This window comes from Nocardioides sp. Root240 (assembly GCF_001428825.1).
Classification (GTDB): Bacteria; Actinomycetota; Actinomycetes; order Propionibacteriales; family Nocardioidaceae; genus Nocardioides.
Genome location: NZ_LMIT01000001.1, coordinates 1 through 19,980, shown reverse-complemented (window position 1 = coordinate 19,980; position 19,980 = coordinate 1). Strand labels below are relative to the sequence as shown.

Genomic DNA, 19,980 nt, shown 5'->3' with positions numbered 1-19,980 from the left:
GCCTAGGAGCGGCTAGGTCGCGACCACCACGTCGGCCCGCGCCCGCGTCCCCTCCCGCAGGTGCAGCGCCTCCTCGTCGGCCAGCCAGTCCGCCCAGTGCGGCCGCTGGTCCTCGCCGTCGCGCTCGAGCCACCGGGCCAGGCGGACGTCGCGGTCCGCCTCGACCCAGACCAGGATGGTCACCAGGTCCCGGTACGACGAAGCGGCCGATCCCACGCCCTCGACGACCAGCAGGGGAGCGGGCTCGACGGTCACCGACTCGGCCCAGCGGTCGGCGTACCAGTCCCACCGGCGGTAGCTGCCCGGAGCACCCGCGGCCAGTGGCCGCAGCAACGCCTCGACGGAGGCGCCCAGGCCGGGCAGTCCACGCCACCCTTCGAGCATCTCGTCGGTACCGAGCACGACGGCCTCGGGTGCGAGGGTGGCCAGCGAACGAGCGAGAGTCGTCTTGCCCGAGCCGGCGAGCCCGTCGATGCAGATCAGTCGTCCTGCACCGAGCGTCGGCGGCCGCGACAGCGCGAGCGACAGGATCGCGGCGGGGGAGAGGGGCTCAGAAGGCGACGCCGTGCCCACGGTAGGTCGGGACCTCCTCGACGAACCGGTCGCCCTGCGCCAGCAGCACCGTGCGTCCGTGCTCGAAGGGCTCGCCCGACTTCGCGTGCCGGAACCACACCAGGTCGCCGATCCCCAGCGTGCCTGCATTGGTCCCGACGAGCGGGGTCTGCACCTCGCCTGCCCCCTCGAGGCCCGTGAGACGCAGTCCCGCAGGGGCCCACGGCGTCGGTGCCCTGTCGGCGCCGGTGGGACCGGAGGCGATCAGCCCGCCGCCGTGCACGGTCGCGACGTCGGCCGAGGGTCGCCGCGTCACCGGCAGCCCGAAGAAGGCGGCCGGTTGGGGCGCGAACGCGCGGTAGTGGTCGAAGAGGGTCGGCCCGAAGAGCCCCGAGCCGGCGGTCACCTCGGTGACGACCGGGTCGGCGGCGGAGCTCTCCAACGAGCCCGAGCCGCCCGCGTTCCAGAAGGTGAGGCCGGTGAAGTCGCCGTGCCCGGCGAGCGCGTCGAGCGCCTCCCCGATGGCGGTACGACGGACCTCGAGCTGCGCCACGGAGAGCTGCTTGATCTTGCGGACCACCGCCGACTTCGCGCGCTGCGTCGGCACGTCGTCCGGTACGCCGGCCACCTGGCCCTCGTACGTCATGACCCCGACGAGCTGGAAGCCCGGCCGGTCGATCACCGCCCGCGCGAGCTCCGCGATCGCGCCCACGTCGAACAGCGGCGAGCGCCGCGGACCGACCTGCTGCCCACCCCAGCGCAGCCCTGCGTCGACGTCGAGGGCGATCCGGACGGGCACCGCCGTCGAGGCGCGCAGTGCGTCCACGGCGTCGAGGTGGGCGACGTCGTCGACCATGATCGTGATCCGCGAGGCGGCGCGGGGCGAGGCGACCAGGGCAGCGAGGGCGGCGCGGTCGACACTGGGGTAGGCGACCACCACGTCGTCGCACACGTCCTGCTCCACCAGCCACAGCGCCTCGGCGAGGGTGTAGGCCAGCACCCCCTCGAACCCTGGCGTGGCCAGCGCGCGGCTGACCAGCGCAGGCACGCGCAGCGACTTCGAGGCGACCCGGATCGGCTTGCCGCCCGCACGGCGGACCAGGTCCGCTGCGTTGGCGTCGAAGGCGTCGAGGTCGACCACGAAGGTCGGGGTGGTCAGGGGCTCGGGCCAGGCCTGCACGGCCTCACCCAGTCTCCGCCAGAGGCGGTTCCGAGCGACGAACGAGTGGTGCACGTCGGCCATGCTTCCACGGATGCGAGAATCGATCAGTGACCGAACCGCCGGAGCAGCGCCGTCTGCAGGGTTCCGAGTACGTCGACGACGACGGTTCCGCCGACCCGGCCCTCGCCGCCGCCCTCATCGGGTACGACGACGGCACAGCGTCGTACCCCGAGGTGCTCGGCGTGCTGGCCGGCGCCCGCCTGCTGGTGCCGGTCGTGGCCCTGCTGGGCGAGGTCGAGGTCGGTGACGACGGACTGGCGCGCGACAAGAGCAGCGACATGGCCGCCGTGCTGCTGACTGGCGCCGACGGTCGGCTGGCGCTGCTGGCGTTCTCCGCGATGAGCACCCTGGCGGGTTGGGACCCGCAGGCCCGCCCGGTGCCGGTGCGCGCCGACCTGGCGGCCCAGACCGCGGTGCAGGAGGGGGCCGACGCGCTCGTCGTGGACCTGGCCGGCCCGCGCCGGTTCGTGCTGTCCGGGGACGACCTGCACCGGATCGCCGCCGGCTGGCGTCCGGTCCGGGTCGACGACGGCGACTGGGCCTGGCTGGGCTCGACGGACGAGTCCGCCGGCGATTAGCACGCCCGGGAACAAACCGGGTAGCATCTGGCGTTGACCGATCCGTCATGCCCGCGAGGGGATGGCAGATCCCACAAGCGGGGACCAGCACCATCGTCTCCCACCCGCATCGGCCGCCAGGTCGTCGGGTCCGGTCCATGGAGAGCCCACGACTGATTTCGGTCGGGGGCTCATGACTGGCTTCCGCTTGTGACTAGCGGGAGCCTCTTCTCATTTGCAGGGCTGAAGACCTCCCGGCCGAACGAATTTGGAGGACACATCAGCACCGAGCTGCGCATCAACGAGCGGATCCGGGTTCCCGAGGTCCGGCTCGTGGGACCCAACGGCGAGACCGTCGGCATCGTCCCCACCGATCAGGCCCTCAAGCTGGCGCAAGAGGCCGACCTGGACCTGGTGGAGATCGCCCCGATGGGGAAGCCCCCTGTCTGCAAGCTCATGGACTACGGGAAGTTCAAGTACGAGAACGCCCAGAAGGCCCGTGAGGCACGACGGAACCAGACCAACGTCATCATCAAGGAGATGAAGCTCCGGCCGAAGATCGACGCGCACGACTACGACACCAAGAAGGGTCACGTCGTTCGTTTCCTCAAGGCAGGCGACAAGGTCAAGATCACGATCATGTTCCGCGGCCGCGAGCAGCACCGCCCCGAGCTGGGCTACCGACTGCTGCAGAAGCTGGCCGAGGACGTCCAGGAGCTGGGCTTCATCGAGTCCAACCCCAAGCAGGACGGCCGCAACATGGTCATGGTCCTCGGTCCGCACAAGAAGAAGGCCGAGGCCAAGGCCGAGGTCCAGGCCGCCAAGGAGGAGCGTCGCGCCGAGCGCGAGGCCGAGGCGGCCATGGACGCCGCCGCCCAGGCGGAGCGGGTCGCCCAGAAGCCGGCGGCTCAGAAGAAGGAACGTGGTCGCTCGGAGAACCTCGATCCCGAGATCGACGCCTGAGACCGACGAACGACACAAGGAAGAGACGACATGCCGAAGAACAAGACGCACTCCGGTGCCAGCAAGCGGTTCAAGGTCACGGGCAGCGGCAAGATCCTGCGCGAGAAGGCCGGCAAGCGCCACAACCTCGAGAAGAAGGCCTCGAAGGTCACCCGCCGCCTGACCGGCACGGTCGAGGTTGCCAAGAACGACGTCCCGCGCGCGAAGAAGATGCTCGGTCTCTGACCGGCCCTCGCACCTGAGCACTGAAACAAGGAGTTAGAAGATGGCACGCGTCAAGCGCGCAGTGAACGCGCAGAAGAAGCGTCGTACCACCCTCGAGCGGGCCGCCGGCTACCGCGGCCAGCGCTCGCGGCTGTACCGCAAGGCCAAGGAGCAGGTCACCCACTCCCTGGTCTACAGCTACAACGACCGCAAGAAGAACAAGGGCAACTTCCGCCGCCTGTGGATCCAGCGGATCAACGCGGCCGCCCGCGCCGAGGGCATGACCTACAACCGCTTCATCCAGGGCCTGAACCTGGCGGGCATCGAGGTCGACCGCAAGATCCTCGCCGACCTGGCCGTCAACGAGCCGGCCGCGTTCTCCGCCCTCGTCGCGCAGGCCAAGGCCGCGCTGCCCGAGGACGTCAACGCGCCCAAGGTCTCTGCCTGACCATGCCGGATCAGGCTGTGCCCCTGACCGCTGGAAACAGCAGGGTCAAGGAGGCACGCAAGCTGCACCGCCGTCCGGAGCGATCCGGGCGGCGGTGTTTCCTTGCTGACGGTCCCAAGGCCGTCGAGGGCGCGCTCGGCGCCGGTGTCGTCGTGGAGGTCTTCGTGACCCCCGACGCGGCGCGGCAGTACGCCGACCTGCTGGTCGGCGCCCCGGTGACCCTCGTCGACGACCGCGCCCTGGGCGGTCTCAGCGACAGCGTCAACCCGGCCGGCCTCGTCGCCGTGTGCCGGTTCCTCGACCGCCAGCTGCCCGAGGCGCCACGGTTGCTCACCATCGCGGCCGACGTGCGCGACCCGGGCAACGCCGGCAACCTCGTCCGCACCACCGACGCGGCCGGTGGCGACGGCGTCGTCCTCGCCGGCGACGCGGTCGACGCCTACAACCCCAAGGCGGTCCGCGCCAGTGTGGGCAGCCTGTTCCACCTGCCCGTCGTCACCGAGCGCGACCCGGCGGCCGCCGTCCGCGCGGCGCAGGCCGCGGGCCTCGTCGTGCTCGCCGCCGACGGCGGGGGAGAGGTCGACCTGTTCGAGGCCGACGAGCTCCTCGCCCGCCCGACCGCCTGGCTGTTCGGCAACGAGGCGTGGGGCCTTCCCGACGAGCTCGGTGCCCTCGCCGACCACCGGGTGCGCATCCCGATCCCGGGCCGGGCGGAGTCCCTGAACCTCGCCACGGCGGCTGCGGTGTGCCTCTACGCCAGCGCGCGCGCCATGATGAACGGGTGACGGAGCACCCCGACCACCTCGACCTCCTCCCCGACGGAGTGGTCGTCGCCGATGCCGAGGGCACGGTGACGGCGATCAACGCGGTCGCCGCCGGGATGCTCGACGCCGGTCCGCCGGCGCAGGTCGTCGGCCGGCCGCTGGCCGAGGTGCTGGCCCTGACCGACCACGACGGCCAGGCGTGGACCGACGCCAACGCGCCGTACGACGGCCTGCCGACCCGCAAGGCCGTGCCCGAGCAGGCGTGGCTGCTCCCCGACGGCACCGAGGTCCTGGTGACCGCGCGCCTGCACCGGCCGGTCCGGATCGGTCCGGTCGCGTCGGTCGCGATCTCACTGCGCTCCGGTCGCGGCCGGGCCCGTCTCGACCGGGACCGCTCCGACCTCGTGGCCACGCTCGCCCACGAGCTGCGCTCGCCCCTGACCGGGGTCAAGGGCTTCGTGCAGGCGTTGCTGGCCCGGTGGGACAAGCTGACCGACGAGCAGAAGAAGCTGATGCTGACGATGGCGAGCGCCGACGCCGACCGGCTCAGCCGCCTCATCACCGAGCTCCTCGACGTGGCCCGCATCGACACCGGGCGCCTCCAGCTGCACCGACGCCCGACCGACGTGGTCAAGAAGGTGCTCCGGGTCCAGGAGTCGATCAGCGTCGCGACCTCGACCCCGGTCGAGGTGGACGCCGAGGCCGACCTGCCGTTGATCGACGCCGACCCCGACAAGGTGATCCAGGTGGTCACCAACCTCGTGGAGAACGCGGTGCGCCACGGCAGCGGACCGGTGCGGATCCACGTCGGCCGCTGGGCCGACGACCCGTCGTACGTCGCGGTGACCGTCACCGACGAGGGCGAGGGCATCCCCGAGGAGCTGCGCAAGCGGATCTTCACCAAGTTCTGGACCGGGAGCGCCCGGAGCGGCTCGGGCCTCGGCCTCTACATCGTGCGCGGCCTGGTGAAGGCCCACGGCGGCACGGTCACGGTCGACGACCGGCCCGGCGGGGGAGCACGTGTCCTGACCGCGTGGCCGCAGGCAGAATGACGCGATGACCACCCTCGACCTGCCCGCCGACGTTCTGCGCACCTACCTGGGCCGGGCCCGGGAGGCGCTGGTCTGGAAGCTCGACGGCCTGGGTGCGCGCGCGGTCCGGCTGCCCCGGACCCCGACGGGCACCAGCCTGCTCGGCATCGTGCTGCACTGCGCGAACGTCGAGATCGGCTACTTCGGCGCCACGTTCGGCCGGGTATGGCCCGAGACGGACCACCCCGCGTTCGTCCCCGAGGACGCCTACGACACCGACCCGCAGGCCGACTGGACCGTGCCGGCGGAGGTCTCGACGGCCGAGCTGGTGGCCTTCTACGCCCGGGTCGGCCAGTTCGTGGACGCCGCCCTCGCCGATCTCCCGCTCGACACGGTGGGCCGGGTGCCGTGGTGGCCCCAGGAGCGCGCGACGACCACGCTGCACCGGATCGCGGTCCACGTGATGACCGACCTGCACCGCCACGCGGGCCACGCCGACATCCTCCGCGAGCAGCTCGACGGGGCGGCCGGGTACACGCCGGCGGTGTCCAACCTGCCGGACGCGGAGGGCTGGCCGTCGTACGTCGAGCGGCTGACCGCGATCGCCACGCAGTTCCCCGACGACGCCGCCCGCTGATACCGGTTCGCGGGCAGGGGACCTGCCTTCCTAGACTTGGCCCGATATGTCTGGCCCTAACACTGACTACGACCCCGTGGAGGTCGCCGCCGTGAGCCCTGCCGAGGTGGAGGCCGCGCGCGACGCCGCACTGGCCGCGATCGCCGCCGCCGCCGACCTGGAGCAGCTCAAGGCGGTGCGCACCGAGCACGCGGGTGACCGTTCGCCGCTGGCGCTCGCCAACCGCGAGATCGGTGCGCTGCCGCCCCAGGCCCGCAAGGAGGCGGGTCAGCGCGTGGGTCAGGCTCGCGGCGCCGTCAACCAGGCGCTGGCCGCCCGGCAGGTCGAGCTCGAGGCCGACAACGAGGCGCGGATCCTCGTCGAGGAGGCCGTCGACGTCACGCTGCCGACTGACCGCGACCCGGTCGGTGCCCGGCACCCGCTGACCACCGGCGCCGAGCTGATCGCCGACATCTTCGTCGCGATGGGCTGGGAGGTCGCGGAGGGCCCCGTCATCGAGGCGGAGTGGCTGAACTTCGACGCGCTCAACCTGGGCCCGGACCACCCGGCGCGCACCATGCAGGACACCTTCTGGACCGACCCGGGCGAGGATCACCTCGTCCTGCGCACGCACACCAGCCCGGTCCAGGCGCGCACCATGCTCACCCGCGGTGTCAGTGAGGGGGCCCCCATCTACGTCGTGTGCCCCGGCCGCGTGTTCCGCACCGACGAGTACGACGCCACCCACTCGCCGATGTTCCACCAGGTCGAGGGCCTCGCCATCGACGAGGGCATCTCGATGGCGCACCTCAAGGGCACCCTCGACCACTTCGCGAGCCAGATGTTCGGCGAGGGCATCACGACGCGCTTCCGCCCGTCGTACTTCCCCTTCACCGAGCCCTCCGCCGAGGTGGACCTCATTTGTTTTGTCTGCCGCGGTGTCGGACACGACGACAAGGGCGTCTGCCGCACCTGTCGCGGCGAGGGCTGGATCGAGTGGGGCGGCTGCGGCATCGTCAACCCGCGCGTGCTCCAGGCGTGCGGCGTCGACTCGACCCGCTACTCCGGCTTCGCGTTCGGCATGGGCATCGACCGGACGCTGATGTTCCGGCACGGCCTCGAGGACCTGCGCACCCTCTTCGAGGGCGACGTGCGCTTCACCACGGCATTCGGAAGCGAGCTCTGAGATGAAGGCCCCTGTCTCCTGGATCCGGGAGCTCGTCGACCTGCCGGAGTCCGTGACCACCGAGGTGCTGACCGACCGGCTCACCGCGCTCGGCCTCAAGCTCGAGGGCATCCACGCCGCGGGCGCGGGCATCGAGGGCCCGCTCGTCATCGGCCGCGTCCTGACCCAGGACAAGGAGCCGCAGAAGAACGGCAAGGTCATCAACTGGTGCACCGTGGATGTCGGTGACGCCAACGGCAGCGGCGAGCCGCAGGGCATCGTCTGCGGAGCCCACAACTTCGGGCCCGGCGACAAGGTCGTCGTGATCCTGCCCGGTGGCGTGCTGCCCGGCGACTTCCGCATCTCCGAGCGCAAGACCTACGGCCACCTCTCGGCAGGCATGATCTGCTCCGCCGCCGAGCTCGGCCTGCCCGACGACGGTGCGGACGGCATCATCGTCGTCCCCGCCGACGGCCCCGAGCCCGGCACCGACGCGCGTGAGTTCCTCGGCTTCGGCGACGAGGTCATCGAGTTCGAGATCAACCCCGACCGTGCCTACGCCCTGTCGCTGCGCGGCGTTGCCCGCGAGGCCGCGCTCGGGTTCGACGTGGCGTTCACCGACCCCGCCGTCCGCGAGCTTCCCGAGGTCGACGGCAAGGCATGGCAGGTCGACGTCGAGGACCCGGCCGGCTGCCCAGTCTTCGCCGCCCGCCTCGTGAGCGGCTTCGACCCGACCCGCCCGACGCCGGAGTTCATCCAGCGCCGCGTCGAGCAGGCCGGCATGCGCTCGATCTCGCTCGCCGTCGACGTCACCAACTACGTCATGCTCGAGCTCGGTCAGCCGATCCACGGCTACGACGCCGACAAGGTCGCCGGCGGGCTCGGCGTCCGCCGCGCACGGTCCGGCGAGCGGCTCACCACGCTCGACGACGCCGTCCGCGAGCTCTCCACCGAGGACCTCGTCATCACCGACGACTCCGGCCCGATCGGCCTCGCCGGCGTGATGGGTGGCGCGACGACGGAGATGTCCGACACCACCACCCGCATCCTCGTCGAGGCCGCCCACTGGGACGCCACCTCGATGTTCCGCACCGGCAAGCGCCACAAGCTGACCTCCGAGGCCGGCAAGCGCAACGAGCGCGGCGTCGACCCGTTGCTCCCCGGCGTGGCGGTCGACCGCGTGGTCGAGCTGCTCGTCGCCCACGGTGGCGCCACCGCGGAGCCCGGCTTCACGCTCGTCGGCACCGCACCGGAGCGCCCGACCATCACGATCGCGCCGGACCTGCCGGCCCGGCTGAGTGGCATCGACATCTCCGCGATGACGACCGTCGAGCACCTCCGGGCCATCGGCGCCGTGGTGACCGAGCACGAGTCCGGCGCGCTCGAGGTCGTCCCGCCGAGCTGGCGCCCCGACATCAACGACCCCTACGACCTCGTCGAGGAGGTCGTCCGGATCGTCGGCTACGACCAGGTCCCGAGCGTGCTTCCGCGCCGGGCGACGGGCCGCGGCCTGAGCCGCACGCAGCGCCTGCGCCGTCGCATCGGCCGGACCCTGGCCGGTGCCGGCTGCGTCGAGGTCGTCAGCTTCCCGTTCGTCGGACCGGCCACCTTCGACAAGCTGGGCCTTGCTGCCGACGACCCGCTGCGGACCACGGTCGGACTGGCCAACCCGCTCTCGAGCGAGGAGCCGTCGTACACCACGACATTGCTGCCGGGCCTGCTCAACGCCGCGGCGCGCAATGTCGGCCGCGGCGCTCCGGGCGTGGCGCTGTTCGAGACGGGCACGGTCGCGTTCCCGTCCGACAACGGTCCCGCCCCGATCTACGGCGTGCACACCCGCCCGTCGGAGGCCGAGCTGGAGAAGCTGTTCGAGGCGCTGCCGGTGCAGCCGCTGCACCTCGCCGTCGTCCTCGCCGGCGAGCGCACCCGCTCGGGCTGGTGGGGTGCCGGTGCCGAGGCCGGCTGGAGCGACGCCCTGTCCGTCGTACGACGCCTCGCCGACGAGCTGGGTGTCGAGATCGAGGTCACCAGCGCCGCGCGGATGCCGTGGCACCCGGGTCGCTGCGCGGTCATCTCGGTCGACGAGGTCGTCATCGGCCACGCCGGCGAGCTGCACCCGACGGTCTGCAAGGCGTTCGGCCTGCCGGTCCGCAGCGCAGCGGTCGAGCTGGACCTGGACGCGCTGATGGCCGCGGCCGTCGACGTCACGCCCGGTCCCGTCTTCTCGACGATGCCACTGGCGAAGGAGGACGTCGCCCTCGTGGTCGACGACGCCGTCACCGTGGCCGCTGTCGAGGACGCCCTGCGTGACGGTGCCGGCGAGCTGCTCGAGTCGGTGCGCCTGTTCGACGTCTACACCGGCGAGCAGATCGGCGAGGGCCGCAAGTCCCTGGCCTTCGCGCTGCGCTTCCGTGCCGCCGACCGCACCCTCACCGAGGCCGAGACGGGCGCCGCGCGCGACGCCGCGGTCGCGGCCGCCGCGGAGCGCACGGGCGCCGTCCAGCGCTGAGCCGACCGAACCGCGAGCCAAGTGGCAAAGAACATGCAGGACCCTGTATGTTCATGCACATGAGCAAGGTTCGGGTCGCGGTCGCCGGCGCCAGTGGGTACGCCGGCGGCGAGGTGCTGCGGCTGTTGCTGGGTCACCCGGGCGTCGAGATCGGCGCACTCACCGCGGCGAGCAATGCGGGGGAGCGCCTCGGCGCCCTCCAGCCGCACCTGGTGCCGCTGGCCGAGCGGGTGCTCGAGCCGACGACGGTCGACGTGCTCGCCGGTCATGACGTGGTCTTCCTCGGCCTGCCCCACGGGCAGTCGGGGGCATTGGCGGCGGAGCTGACCGACCTCGACGCCGACGTCGTGGTCATCGACTGCGGCGCGGACTTCCGGCTCGACGACGCCGCTGCCTGGGAGCGGTTCTACGGCAGCGCCCACGCCGGCACCTGGCCCTACGGCCTTCCGGAGCTCCCCGGCAACCGGGACGCGTTGCGGGGGACCCGGCGAGTCGCCGTACCCGGCTGCTACCCGACCGTCTCCTCGCTGACCCTGGCGCCCGCCGTGGCCGCCGGCCTCGTCGTCCCGGACGTCGTGGTCGTCGCTGCCTCGGGCACGAGCGGCGCCGGCAAGGCGGCCAAGACGCACCTGCTCGGCAGCGAGGTCATGGGCAACACCAGCGCCTACGGCGTCGGTGGGGTCCACCGGCACACGCCGGAGATCACGCAGAACCTCGGCCGGCTCGTGCCCGGCGGCCCGGAGTCGGTGAAGGTCAGCTTCACGCCCCTGCTGGTGCCGATGTCGCGGGGCATCCTCGCGACCTGCTCGGCCCCGCTGGCCGGTCCGCTGACGACCGAGGAGGCCCACGCGGCGTACGTCAAGGCCTACGCCGACGAGCCCTTCGTCCACGTGCTCGCCCCGGGCCAGTGGCCCCAGACCCAGGCCGTGCTCGGCTCGAACGCCGTCCACCTCCAGGTCGCGGTCGACGAGGCCGCCGGCCGGTTGGTCGCGGTCGGCGCTGTCGACAACCTCGCCAAGGGCACCGCCGGCGCCGCCGTGCAGTGCATGAACCTCGCCCTCGGTCTCGAGGAGACCACCGGCCTGACCACCGTAGGACTTGCACCGTGACCGAGCAGCCGCAGCAGCCGCAGCAGCAGATCTTCTCCCTCGCCCGCTACCCGGAGACGCTCGCCGTCGTCCGGCTCGGCCCCGGCGCCGAGATCCCGATGTGGGCCGAGTCGTCCTCCGTCTTCTCGATCACCGCCACGGCGACCGAGACCTCGCTCGTCTGCGCCGGCCGCAGCGTCCCGAAGAAGGTCCGGCACGAGAAGCCGCTGACCGCCTTCGAGGTCGCCGGCCCGCTCGACTTCGGCCTCACCGGCGTGCTGGTCACCCTGCTGACGCCGCTCGCGGAGGAAGGGATCAGCGTCTTCCCGCTCTCCACCTTCGACACCGACTGGATCCTGGTCCCGACCGGTGACGCGGACCGGGCCGAGGAGGCGTGGCGACGATCGGGTCACACCGTCGCCCCCGCCGTCCCCGTCTGAGGTCGCGAGCTCGCGCGCTCGTACCTCCCCCGAGAAAGTCGAACCCATGAGCGTCACCCACCCCGCCGGCTTCGCCGCCGCCGGCGCAGCCATCGGCCTCAAGGCCAGCGGCAACAAGGACTTCGCCCTCGTCGTCAACCAGGGCCCCACCGCCGACTCGGCCACCGTCTTCACCAGCAACCGCTGCAAGGCCAACCCGGTGCTGTGGAGCGAGCAGGTCGTCAAGGACGGCGTCGTGCGCGCCGTCGTCCTCAACTCCGGCGGCGCCAACTGCTACACCGGCCCCGACGGCTTCCTCACCACCCACCAGGTGGCCGAGGAGGTCGGCAAGGTGCTCGACATCGGTGCCGGCGACGTCGTCGTCTGCTCCACCGGCCTGATCGGCCTGGCCAACGACCGGCAGAAGCTGCTCGACGGCGTGCACGTCCTCCACGCGCAGCTGTCGGCCGACGGCGGCAACGACGCGGCCGAGGCGATCATGACCACCGACACCGTCTCCAAGCAGGTCGTGGTCGAAGGAGACGGCTGGTCGATCGGCGGCATGGCGAAGGGTGCCGGCATGCTGGCGCCCGCGCTCGCCACGATGCTCGTCGTCATCACGACCGACGCCGTGGTCCCTGCCTCCGAGCTCGACAAGGCGCTGCGGGCCGCGACCCGGGTCAGCTTCGACCGGCTCGACTCGGACGGCTGCCAGTCGACCAACGACACGGTGACCCTCATGGCGAGCGGTGCCTCCGGGGTCACGCCGACGACCGAGCAGTTCACCGCAGCGCTCACCGAGCTCTGCACCGACCTCGCCCAGCAGCTGCTGGCCGACGCCGAGGGCGCCGACCACGAGATCGCGATCACCGCGGTCAACGCCGCCACCGAGGACGAGGCGGTCGAGGTCGGCCGGAGCGTCGCGCGGAGCAACCTGTTCAAGGCCGCCGTGTTCGGCAAGGACCCCAACTGGGGCCGCGTCCTCGCCTCCATCGGTACGACGAGCGCCGCCTTCGACCCGGCGAACCTCGACGTCGCGATGAACGGGGTGTGGGTGTGCCGCAACAGCACCCCCGCCGAGGACCCGGCGCTCGTCGACCTCTCCGACCGCAAGGTCACGGTGACGATCGACCTCAAGGCAGGCGATGCCGAGGCCACCGTCTGGACCAACGACCTGACCCACGCCTACGTCCACGAGAACAGCGCCTACTCCTCATGAGCACCGACGCGAGCAACGACATGACCAGCGAGCCCGGCAAGCCGGACCCCTACAAGGCAGCGACCCTCGCGGGTGCGCTGCCGTGGCTGAAGGCCTACCACGGCAAGGTCGTGGTGGTGAAGTACGGCGGCAACGCCATGACCGACGACACCCTGAAGCGGGCGTTCGCCGAGGACATCGCCTTCCTGCGCTTCGCCGGCTTCCGCCCGGTCGTCGTGCACGGCGGTGGCCCGCAGATCTCGCAGATGCTCGACCGGCTCGGCATCGAGTCCGAGTTCCGCGGAGGGCTCCGGGTCACGACGCCCGAGGCGATGGACGTCGTGCGGATGGTCCTCGTGGGCCAGGTCCAGCGCGAGCTGGTCGGCCTGATCAACGAGCACGGCCCGTTGGCCGTCGGCCTGTCGGGGGAGGACGCCCACCTGTTCACGGCCGAGGCCACCGGCACGATCGTCGACGGTGAGGAGGTCGATCTCGGCCTCGTCGGCGAGGTCGCCCACGTGCGGCCCGAGGCGGTCCTCGACCTCATCGAGGCCGGCCGGATCCCCGTCGTCTCCAGCGTCGCGCCCGACATCGACGGCGTCGTGCACAACGTGAACGCCGACTCCGCCGCCGCGTCGCTCGCTGTCGCGCTCGGCGCCGAGAAGCTCCTCGTCCTCACCGACGTCGAGGGCCTCTACCTCGACTGGCCGGACCCCGAGGAGGTCATCGGCGAGATCAGCCCCGAGGCGCTGGAGGACATCCTCCCGACGCTGGCCAGCGGCATGATCCCCAAGATGAGCGCGTGCCTGCAGGCCGTGCGCGGGGGCGTCGGCCGCGCCACGGTCGTCGACGGCCGTCAGGCGCACGCCGTGCTGCTGGAGCTGTTCACGGACGAGGGCGTCGGCACCCAGGTGCTGCCCGGCGTGACGACGAAGACCCGCAAGGCCCGGGAGATCCTGAAGTGAGCGCGACCAACGCCGAGTGGACCGAGCGGTACGCCGGCTCGCTGATGAACACCTTCGGTCCGCCGAAGCTGGTGCTGACCCGGGGGCAGGGTGCCCATGTCTGGGACGCCGACGGCCGCGAGTACGTCGACCTGCTGGGCGGCATCGCCGTCAACGCCCTCGGCCACGCCCATCCGCGGCTCGTCGAGGCGGTCACCACGCAGCTGCAGACCCTCGGCCACGTCTCGAACTTCTTCGCCAGCGAGCCGCAGATCGCCCTCGCCGAACGGCTCGTGGGGCTGCTCGGCACCGAGGCGCGGGTGTTCTTCACGAACTCCGGCGCCGAGGCCAACGAGGCGGCCTTCAAGCTGACCCGTCGTACCGGTCGCACGAGGATCGTGGCGACCGCCGGCTCCTTCCACGGCCGCACGATGGGCGCACTCGCGCTGACCTCGAAGCAGGCCTACCGCGAACCCTTCGAGCCGCTGCCCGGCGACGTCACCTTCGTCGAGTACGGCGACATCGCTGCCCTCGATGCGGCGGTCGACGACACGACGGCAGCCGTGCTGGTCGAGCCGGTCCAGGGCGAGGCGGGCGTCATCGTCCCGCCGCGCGACTACCTCCCGGCCGCGCAGCGGATCGCCCACGAGCACGGGGCGCTGCTCTGGCTCGACGAGATCCAGACCGGCATCGGCCGCACCGGCGCTTGGTACGCGCACCAGAACCCCGCGCTGGTGTCGGAGCCCGTGGTCCCCGACATCGTGACCCTCGCCAAGGGCCTCGCGGGCGGCATCCCGATCGGTGCCTGCCTCGCGACCCACGGCGCCGGGAAGCTCTTCGACCCCGGCAACCACGGCACCACCTTCGGCGGCAACCCGGTCGCGGCCGCCGCCGCACTCGCCGTGCTCGACGTCATCGCCGAGGACGGCTTCCTCGCCCGGGTCACCGAGGCGGGGGAGCGGCTCAAGGCCGCTGCCGCCGCTGACGCGCGGGTCGTGGAGACCCGGGGCGCGGGGCTGCTCGTCGGGCTCACCCTGGCCGAGCCGAAGTCGGCCGAGGTCGTCAGCGCTGCGCAGGACGCCGGGTTCATCGTCAACGGCGCGACGCCCGAGCGGGTCCGGATGGCGCCGCCGCTGGTGCTGACCGATGCGGACATCGACGCGTTCGCGGCGGCGTGGTCCTCGATCCTCGACCACGCGGGGGTGCAGGCATGATCCGCTCCTTCCTCCGCGACGACGACCTCGCCGCGGCCGAGCAGGCCGAGGTGCTCGCCCTGGCCGCGAAGCTCAAGGCCGAGCCCTACGACCACAAGCCGCTCGCCGGCCCGCGCACGGTCGCGATGGTCTTCGACAAGCCGACCCTGCGCACCCAGGCATCGTTCGCCGCCGGTATCGCCGAGCTGGGTGGCCACCCGATGCTCGTGGACGGCCACCTCGCCGGCATCGGCAAGCGCGAGTCGGTCGCCGACGTCGCGCGGGTCCTGGGCCGGCAGGCCTCGCAGATCGTGTGGCGCACCTACGCCCAGGCCGACCTCGACGAGATGGCCGCCTTCTCCGGCGTTCCCGTCATCAACGCGCTGACCGACGAGTTCCACCCCTGCCAGCTCCTCGCGGACCTGCTGACCGTCCAGGAGCACAAGGGCACGCTCGCGGGCCTGACGGTCGCCTTCGTCGGCGACGCCGCCTGCAACATGGGCAACTCGTGGGCGCTGGCGGGCGTCACCGCCGGCATGCACGTCCGCTTCGGCTGCCCCGAGGGCTACGCCCCCGACGCTGAGGTGCTCGCGCAGGCCTCGGCGCTCAGGACGGGCGGCACGGTCTCGGTGTTCGACGACCCCGTCGCCGCCGTCGGCGGTGTCGACGTCGTCGTCACCGACACCTGGGTCTCGATGGGCAAGGAGGACGAGGCCGCCGCACGTCACGAGGTCTTCGGCCCCTACGCGCTGACCACCGAGCTGGTCGCCCACGCCAAGCCCGACGCGATCGTGATGCACTGCCTGCCGGCGTACCGGGGCTCCGAGATCGCCGCCGAGGTGATCGACGGCCCGCAGAGCGTCGTCTGGGACGAGGCCGAGAACCGCCGGCACGCCCAGAAGGCGATCATGAAGTGGTTGCAGGACCTGTCGTGAGCGAGCACGCCCTGACCCCGCTGACGAAGAACGCCCGCCAAGCGCTCATCGTCGAGCTGCTCGAGAGCCGGGAGGTGCGCTCGCAGCCCGAGCTCGCCGACCTGCTCGGTCACCGGGGCGTGCACGTCACCCAGGCCACGTTGAGCCGCGACCTCGTCGAGCTCGACGCGGTCAAGGTGCGCTCCGCCCACGGCAACCTCGTGTACGCCGTCCCCGCTGAGGGCGGCGACCGCACCCCGGTCGCCGGCGACAGCCCGGCGGCCCAGCACCGCCTCGCCCGCCTCTGCTCCGAGCTGCTGGTCAGCGCGGAGGCGAGCGCCAACCTCGTCGTGCTGCGTACCCCGCCCGGAGCTGCCCAGTTCCTGGCCAGCGCCGTCGACAAGGTCGAGATCCCCGACGTCCTCGGCACCATCGCCGGCGACGACACCGTGCTCGTGATCGGGCGCGACCCCGCCGGAGGCGAAGCCCTGGCGCTCCGGTTCACCTCCCTTGCCGAAAGGAACGAAAGTTGAGCAAGGTCCTGACCTCCCTCCCCGTGGGAGAGCGCGTCGGCATCGCCTTCTCCGGCGGCCTCGACACCTCCGTCGCGGTGGCGTGGATGCGCGACAAGGGCGCGGTGCCCTGCACCTACACGGCCGACATCGGCCAGCCCGACGAGCCCGACATCAGCGGCGTGCCGGTCCGTGCCCGGCAGTACGGCGCCGAGATCGCCCGTGCCGTGGACATCAAGCCGCAGCTCGTCGAGGAGGGCCTGGCCGCGCTCGCCTGCGGCGCCTTCCACATCCGCTCGGGCGCGAAGGCCTACTTCAACACCACGCCGCTGGGCCGCGCCGTCACCGGCACCATGCTGGTGCGCGCGATGCAGGCCGACGACGTCAACATCTGGGGTGACGGCTCGACCTACAAGGGCAACGACATCGAGCGGTTCTACCGCTACGGCCTGATGGCCAACCCCGAGCTGCGCATCTACAAGCCGTGGCTCGACGAGACCTTCGTCCGCGAGCTCGGCGGCCGCCACGAGATGTCGGAGTGGCTCGTGGCCCACGACCTGCCCTACCGCGACGCCACCGAGAAGGCGTACTCCACCGACGCCAACATCTGGGGCGCCACCCACGAGGCCAAGGTGCTCGAGCACCTCGACGTCTCGCTCGAGATCGTCGAGCCGATCATGGGCGTGAAGTTCTGGGACCCGTCCGTCGCGATCGAGACCGAGGACGTCACGGTCACCTTCGAGGCCGGCCGTCCGGTCGCCCTCAACGGCAAGCGGTACGACGACGCGGTCGCCCTGGTCCTCGAGGCCAACACCATCGGTGGCCGCCACGGCCTGGGCATGTCGGACCAGATCGAGAACCGGATCATCGAGGCCAAGTCGCGCGGCATCTACGAGGCGCCCGGAATGGCGCTGCTGTTCGCGGCCTACGAGCGCCTGCTCAACGCGATCCACAACGAGGACACGCTCGCCAACTACCACCTCGAGGGCCGCAAGCTCGGTCGCCTGCTCTACGAGGGCCGCTGGCTCGACCCGCAGGCGCTGATGCTGCGGGAGTCGATCCAGCGCTGGATCGCCTCGCTCGTCACCGGCACCGTCACGCTGCGCCTGCGCCGCGGTGACGACTACACGATCGTCAGCACCGAGGGCCCGAACTTCTCCTACCACCCCGAGAAGCTCTCCATGGAGCGCGTCGAGAACGCCGCCTTCGGCCCTACCGACCGGATCGGCCAGCTGACGATGCGCAACCTCGACATCGCCGACTCGCGCGCCAAGCTCGAGCTGTACGCCGGCCAGCCGCTCGACCAGGGCACCGTCCTGGTGGAGAACGGCACGCTCTTCGGCGAGCTGCCGCCGGGCGGCTACGACCAGATCACCGCCAACCCCGACGGCGGCGACGAGGCCGAGGCGATCCTCGACGAGGTGGCGATGGAGTCCGGGACCGACTGATGCCTGCCTCACCGGGCGGGCTCCCGGGCGAGCCGACCCGCCGTACCGTCGCACGGGTGCTGCCGGTCAGCAGCGAGGACCGCGTCCTCCTGCTGCTCGGCAGCGACCCGGCGGTGCCCGAGGTCCGGTACTGGTTCTCCGTCGGCGGCGGCGTCGACCCGGGGGAGACCCTCGCCGAGGCGGCGGCCCGCGAGCTGCGCGAGGAGACCGGCGTCGAGGTGGCGCCGGACCTGCTGGGGGAGCCGTTCGGCACCTTCGAGGTGACCTTCGCGTGGGACGGCCGGAGCTACACCAACGAGTCGACCCTCTTCGCCGTCGCGCTGGAGGAGACGCCCATCAGCTTCGAGGGCCTGGACCACCTGGAGTCGCAGTCGATCTTCGACGCGCGCTGGTGGACGCCCGAGGAGCTCGACGACGACGGCGGCGCGGTCGACCCGCGCCTGATCGACCAGATGCGGGCGGCGATCGCGCACGTCCGCACTCCGCAGTGACGAAGGAGACCAGCGGATGAGCACCAACACCGGCAAGCTGTGGGGCGGACGCTTCGAGGGCGGGCCGTCCCCGGAGCTGGAGGCGCTGTCGCGCTCGACCCACTTCGACTGGCGCCTGGGCCTCTACGACATCGCCGGCTCGCACGCGCACGCGAAGGCGCTCGCGGCGGCCGGCCTGCTCACGCCCGCCGAGGAGGCCGAGCTGCACCGCGGGCTCGACGTCCTCGCCCAGGGCCTGACCGACGGCTCGTTGCGGCCCGATCCCTCCGACGAGGACGTCCACGGCGCCCTCGAGCGCCTGCTGATCGTGGAGGTCGGTACGGACGTCGGCGGCAAGCTCCGCGCCGGTCGTTCCCGCAACGACCAGATCGCGACCCTCTTCCGCTGCTACCTGCTCGACCACTCGCTCACCGTCGGGGGACTCGTCCTCGACCTGGTCGACGCGCTGGCTGGGCAGGCCGAGACGCACCTGACGTCGGTCGACGGGGGACCGGCGATCATGCCGGGCCGCACCCACCTCCAGCACGCGCAACCCGTGCTCCTCTCGCACCACCTGCTGGCCCACGCCTGGGCGTTGCTGCGTGATGTCGAACGGCTCGGGGACTGGCGCCGCCGTGTGGCCGGCGACTCGCCGTACGGCTCCGGGGCGTTGGCCGGCCAGAGCCTGGGCCTCGACCCGGAGCTGGTCGCCCGCGAGCTGGGCTTCACCGGCTCCACCGCGAACTCCATCGACGGCACGGCGTCGCGTGACTTCGTCGCGGAGTTCGCCTTCGTCGCCGCCCAGACCGGCATCGACATCAGCCGGATCGCCGAGGAGGTCATCCTCTGGGCGACCAAGGAGTTCGGCTTCGCGACGCTCCACGACTCCTGGTCGACGGGGTCGAGCATCATGCCGCAGAAGAAGAACCCCGACATCTCCGAGCTGGCCCGGGGCAAGGCAGGCCGCCTCGTCGGCAACCTGACCGGCCTGCTGACCACCCTCAAGGCCCTCCCGCTCGCGTACAACCGCGACCTCCAGGAGGACAAGGAGCCCGTCTTCGACTCCGTCGACACCCTCGCGGTGCTGCTGCCGGCCTTCACCGGCCAGATCGCCACCCTGGTGTTCGACACCGCACGGATGGGGGAGCTCGCGCCCCAGGGCTTCTCCCTGGCGACCGACATCGCCGAGTGGCTGGTGCGCCAGGGAGTGCCCTTCCGCATCGCCCACGAAGTCGCCGGCGCGTGCGTACGACGCTGCGAGGAGCTCGGCATCGAGCTCGACGAGCTGTCCGACGAGCAGTTCGCCGCCATTTCAGAGCACCTGACCCCCGAAGTTCGCACCGTCCTGACGGTCGAGGGATCGGTCGCCTCCCGCTCCGGGCGGGGTGGCACCGCACCCGTCCGTGTGGCCGAACAGCTCGCTGACCTGCGCAAACGCGTCACAGGGGCCCGCTCCGGAAGTTGAGGGGCACCCCGATTTGCAACGGGGGGGACGTGTGCTGTTAATGTTCTTCTCGTTGCGGGGAACGCAGCGAAAACCTCCGGGCCAAGGGCCCAAACAAGAGGTTTTCGGTGTGCCCGCAGCTTGGTTCGGACTCCGGTCCGAGGCTCCGGTTCCCCGGAGTTGACGAGCAAGATCCGAACCAGTAACGTTTCACAGGTTGCCCCGCGACCGAGGCCCAGAAGGGCTGAGGCGCGAGAGCGTGTGATGTTTGAGAACTCAACAGTGTGTCATGCATAGATTGTTTGTGACGTTTGTGTGC

General features: G+C 71.6%; 21 protein-coding genes. 19 read left to right on the top strand and 2 right to left on the bottom strand.

Annotated features, from left to right (window positions below; genetic code table 11):
* Nucleotides 1-12: 12 nt before the first annotated feature.
* Nucleotides 13-573: a uridine kinase gene (locus tag ASE20_RS00105; protein WP_225868970.1), complete on the bottom strand. Its 561-nt coding sequence runs from the start codon at nucleotides 571-573 to the stop codon at nucleotides 13-15.
* Nucleotides 551-1,795, bottom strand: a complete 1,245-nt coding sequence (locus ASE20_RS00100) for an amino acid deaminase/aldolase (protein ID WP_056892515.1) — start codon at nucleotides 1,793-1,795, stop codon at nucleotides 551-553. The genes ASE20_RS00105 and ASE20_RS00100 overlap by 23 nt, the downstream gene beginning before the upstream one ends.
* Nucleotides 1,796-1,821: 26 nt before the next feature.
* Between ASE20_RS00100 and ASE20_RS00095 the strand changes: the two genes are divergently transcribed.
* From ASE20_RS00095 to argH, 19 genes are all read left to right on the top strand, one after another.
* A complete protein-coding gene (locus ASE20_RS00095) occupies nucleotides 1,822-2,352 on the top strand; it encodes an SseB family protein (RefSeq protein ID WP_056892514.1) in 531 nt (176 codons plus the stop codon).
* A gap of 189 nt (nucleotides 2,353-2,541) precedes the next feature.
* A complete protein-coding gene (infC, locus tag ASE20_RS00090; protein WP_318655565.1) occupies nucleotides 2,542-3,294 on the top strand; it encodes a translation initiation factor IF-3 in 753 nt (250 codons plus the stop codon).
* Between the two features lie 30 nt (nucleotides 3,295-3,324).
* Nucleotides 3,325-3,519, top strand: coding sequence for a 50S ribosomal protein L35 (gene rpmI, locus ASE20_RS00085; RefSeq protein ID WP_028654205.1), 195 nt, complete (start codon nucleotides 3,325-3,327; stop codon nucleotides 3,517-3,519).
* Between the two features lie 40 nt (nucleotides 3,520-3,559).
* The gene (gene rplT / locus ASE20_RS00080; RefSeq protein ID WP_056892513.1) at nucleotides 3,560-3,946 is read left to right on the top strand and encodes a 50S ribosomal protein L20; all 387 of its coding nucleotides are present in this window, start codon (nucleotides 3,560-3,562) and stop codon (nucleotides 3,944-3,946) included.
* 17 nt (nucleotides 3,947-3,963) lie between these two features.
* Nucleotides 3,964-4,731: a TrmH family RNA methyltransferase gene (locus tag ASE20_RS00075; RefSeq protein ID WP_225868971.1), complete on the top strand. Its 768-nt coding sequence runs from the start codon at nucleotides 3,964-3,966 to the stop codon at nucleotides 4,729-4,731.
* Complete coding sequence (locus ASE20_RS00070) at nucleotides 4,728-5,762, top strand: PAS domain-containing sensor histidine kinase (protein WP_056892511.1); 1,035 nt, start codon at nucleotides 4,728-4,730, stop codon at nucleotides 5,760-5,762. Before ASE20_RS00075 ends, ASE20_RS00070 begins: the two co-directional genes overlap by 4 nt.
* A 4-nt stretch (nucleotides 5,763-5,766) precedes the next feature.
* Entirely contained in the window at nucleotides 5,767-6,378 is a 612-nt protein-coding gene (locus ASE20_RS00065) for a DinB family protein (protein WP_056892510.1), read from the top strand.
* 46 nt (nucleotides 6,379-6,424) lie between these two features.
* The gene (gene pheS / locus ASE20_RS00060; protein ID WP_056892509.1) at nucleotides 6,425-7,543 is read left to right on the top strand and encodes a phenylalanine--tRNA ligase subunit alpha; all 1,119 of its coding nucleotides are present in this window, start codon (nucleotides 6,425-6,427) and stop codon (nucleotides 7,541-7,543) included.
* A 1-nt stretch (nucleotide 7,544) separates the two neighbouring features.
* Complete coding sequence (gene pheT / locus ASE20_RS00055; RefSeq protein WP_056892508.1) at nucleotides 7,545-10,031, top strand: phenylalanine--tRNA ligase subunit beta; 2,487 nt, start codon at nucleotides 7,545-7,547, stop codon at nucleotides 10,029-10,031.
* A gap of 53 nt (nucleotides 10,032-10,084) precedes the next feature.
* Complete coding sequence (gene argC / locus ASE20_RS00050; RefSeq protein ID WP_056893031.1) at nucleotides 10,085-11,140, top strand: N-acetyl-gamma-glutamyl-phosphate reductase; 1,056 nt, start codon at nucleotides 10,085-10,087, stop codon at nucleotides 11,138-11,140.
* Nucleotides 11,137-11,559: an ACT domain-containing protein gene (locus tag ASE20_RS00045; protein ID WP_200952669.1), complete on the top strand. Its 423-nt coding sequence runs from the start codon at nucleotides 11,137-11,139 to the stop codon at nucleotides 11,557-11,559. Before argC ends, ASE20_RS00045 begins: the two co-directional genes overlap by 4 nt.
* Nucleotides 11,560-11,605: 46 nt before the next feature.
* Entirely contained in the window at nucleotides 11,606-12,757 is a 1,152-nt protein-coding gene (gene argJ, locus ASE20_RS00040; RefSeq protein WP_056892507.1) for a bifunctional glutamate N-acetyltransferase/amino-acid acetyltransferase ArgJ, read from the top strand.
* On the top strand, nucleotides 12,754-13,701 hold the full coding sequence (gene argB, locus ASE20_RS00035; RefSeq protein WP_056892506.1) for an acetylglutamate kinase: 948 nt from the start codon (nucleotides 12,754-12,756) through the stop codon (nucleotides 13,699-13,701). Before argJ ends, argB begins: the two co-directional genes overlap by 4 nt.
* On the top strand, nucleotides 13,698-14,894 hold the full coding sequence (locus ASE20_RS00030; protein ID WP_056892505.1) for an acetylornithine transaminase: 1,197 nt from the start codon (nucleotides 13,698-13,700) through the stop codon (nucleotides 14,892-14,894). Before argB ends, ASE20_RS00030 begins: the two co-directional genes overlap by 4 nt.
* Nucleotides 14,891-15,808, top strand: a complete 918-nt coding sequence (gene argF, locus ASE20_RS00025; RefSeq protein WP_056892504.1) for an ornithine carbamoyltransferase — start codon at nucleotides 14,891-14,893, stop codon at nucleotides 15,806-15,808. The genes ASE20_RS00030 and argF overlap by 4 nt, the downstream gene beginning before the upstream one ends.
* On the top strand, nucleotides 15,805-16,320 hold the full coding sequence (locus ASE20_RS00020; protein ID WP_056892503.1) for an arginine repressor: 516 nt from the start codon (nucleotides 15,805-15,807) through the stop codon (nucleotides 16,318-16,320). The genes argF and ASE20_RS00020 overlap by 4 nt, the downstream gene beginning before the upstream one ends.
* Nucleotides 16,317-17,747 (top strand): argininosuccinate synthase, encoded by a 1,431-nt coding sequence (gene argG, locus ASE20_RS00015; RefSeq protein WP_056892502.1) that lies wholly within the window; start codon nucleotides 16,317-16,319, stop codon nucleotides 17,745-17,747. Before ASE20_RS00020 ends, argG begins: the two co-directional genes overlap by 4 nt.
* Complete coding sequence (locus tag ASE20_RS00010) at nucleotides 17,747-18,238, top strand: NUDIX hydrolase (protein WP_056892501.1); 492 nt, start codon at nucleotides 17,747-17,749, stop codon at nucleotides 18,236-18,238. The genes argG and ASE20_RS00010 overlap by 1 nt, the downstream gene beginning before the upstream one ends.
* A gap of 16 nt (nucleotides 18,239-18,254) precedes the next feature.
* Nucleotides 18,255-19,682: an argininosuccinate lyase gene (argH, locus tag ASE20_RS00005; RefSeq protein WP_056892500.1), complete on the top strand. Its 1,428-nt coding sequence runs from the start codon at nucleotides 18,255-18,257 to the stop codon at nucleotides 19,680-19,682.
* The last annotated feature ends 298 nt before the right edge of the window (nucleotides 19,683-19,980 follow it).

Excerpts from the sequence above, each read along its gene's own strand:
- argF (WP_056892504.1), top strand. The coding sequence starts at position 14,891 with ATGATCCGCTCCTTCCTCCGCGACGACGACCTCGCCGCGGCCGAGCAG.
- ASE20_RS00100 (WP_056892515.1), bottom strand. The coding sequence starts at position 1,795 with ATGGCCGACGTGCACCACTCGTTCGTCGCTCGGAACCGCCTCTGGCGG.
- argC (WP_056893031.1), top strand. The coding sequence starts at position 10,085 with ATGCACATGAGCAAGGTTCGGGTCGCGGTCGCCGGCGCCAGTGGGTAC.
- ASE20_RS00065 (WP_056892510.1), top strand. The coding sequence starts at position 5,767 with ATGACCACCCTCGACCTGCCCGCCGACGTTCTGCGCACCTACCTGGGC.
- argB (WP_056892506.1), top strand. The coding sequence starts at position 12,754 with ATGAGCACCGACGCGAGCAACGACATGACCAGCGAGCCCGGCAAGCCG.
- argH (WP_056892500.1), top strand. The coding sequence starts at position 18,255 with ATGAGCACCAACACCGGCAAGCTGTGGGGCGGACGCTTCGAGGGCGGG.
- pheT (WP_056892508.1), top strand. The coding sequence starts at position 7,545 with ATGAAGGCCCCTGTCTCCTGGATCCGGGAGCTCGTCGACCTGCCGGAG.
- ASE20_RS00010 (WP_056892501.1), top strand. The coding sequence starts at position 17,747 with ATGCCTGCCTCACCGGGCGGGCTCCCGGGCGAGCCGACCCGCCGTACC.
- rpmI (WP_028654205.1), top strand. The coding sequence starts at position 3,325 with ATGCCGAAGAACAAGACGCACTCCGGTGCCAGCAAGCGGTTCAAGGTC.
- rplT (WP_056892513.1), top strand. The coding sequence starts at position 3,560 with ATGGCACGCGTCAAGCGCGCAGTGAACGCGCAGAAGAAGCGTCGTACC.
- argJ (WP_056892507.1), top strand. The coding sequence starts at position 11,606 with ATGAGCGTCACCCACCCCGCCGGCTTCGCCGCCGCCGGCGCAGCCATC.
- pheS (WP_056892509.1), top strand. The coding sequence starts at position 6,425 with ATGTCTGGCCCTAACACTGACTACGACCCCGTGGAGGTCGCCGCCGTG.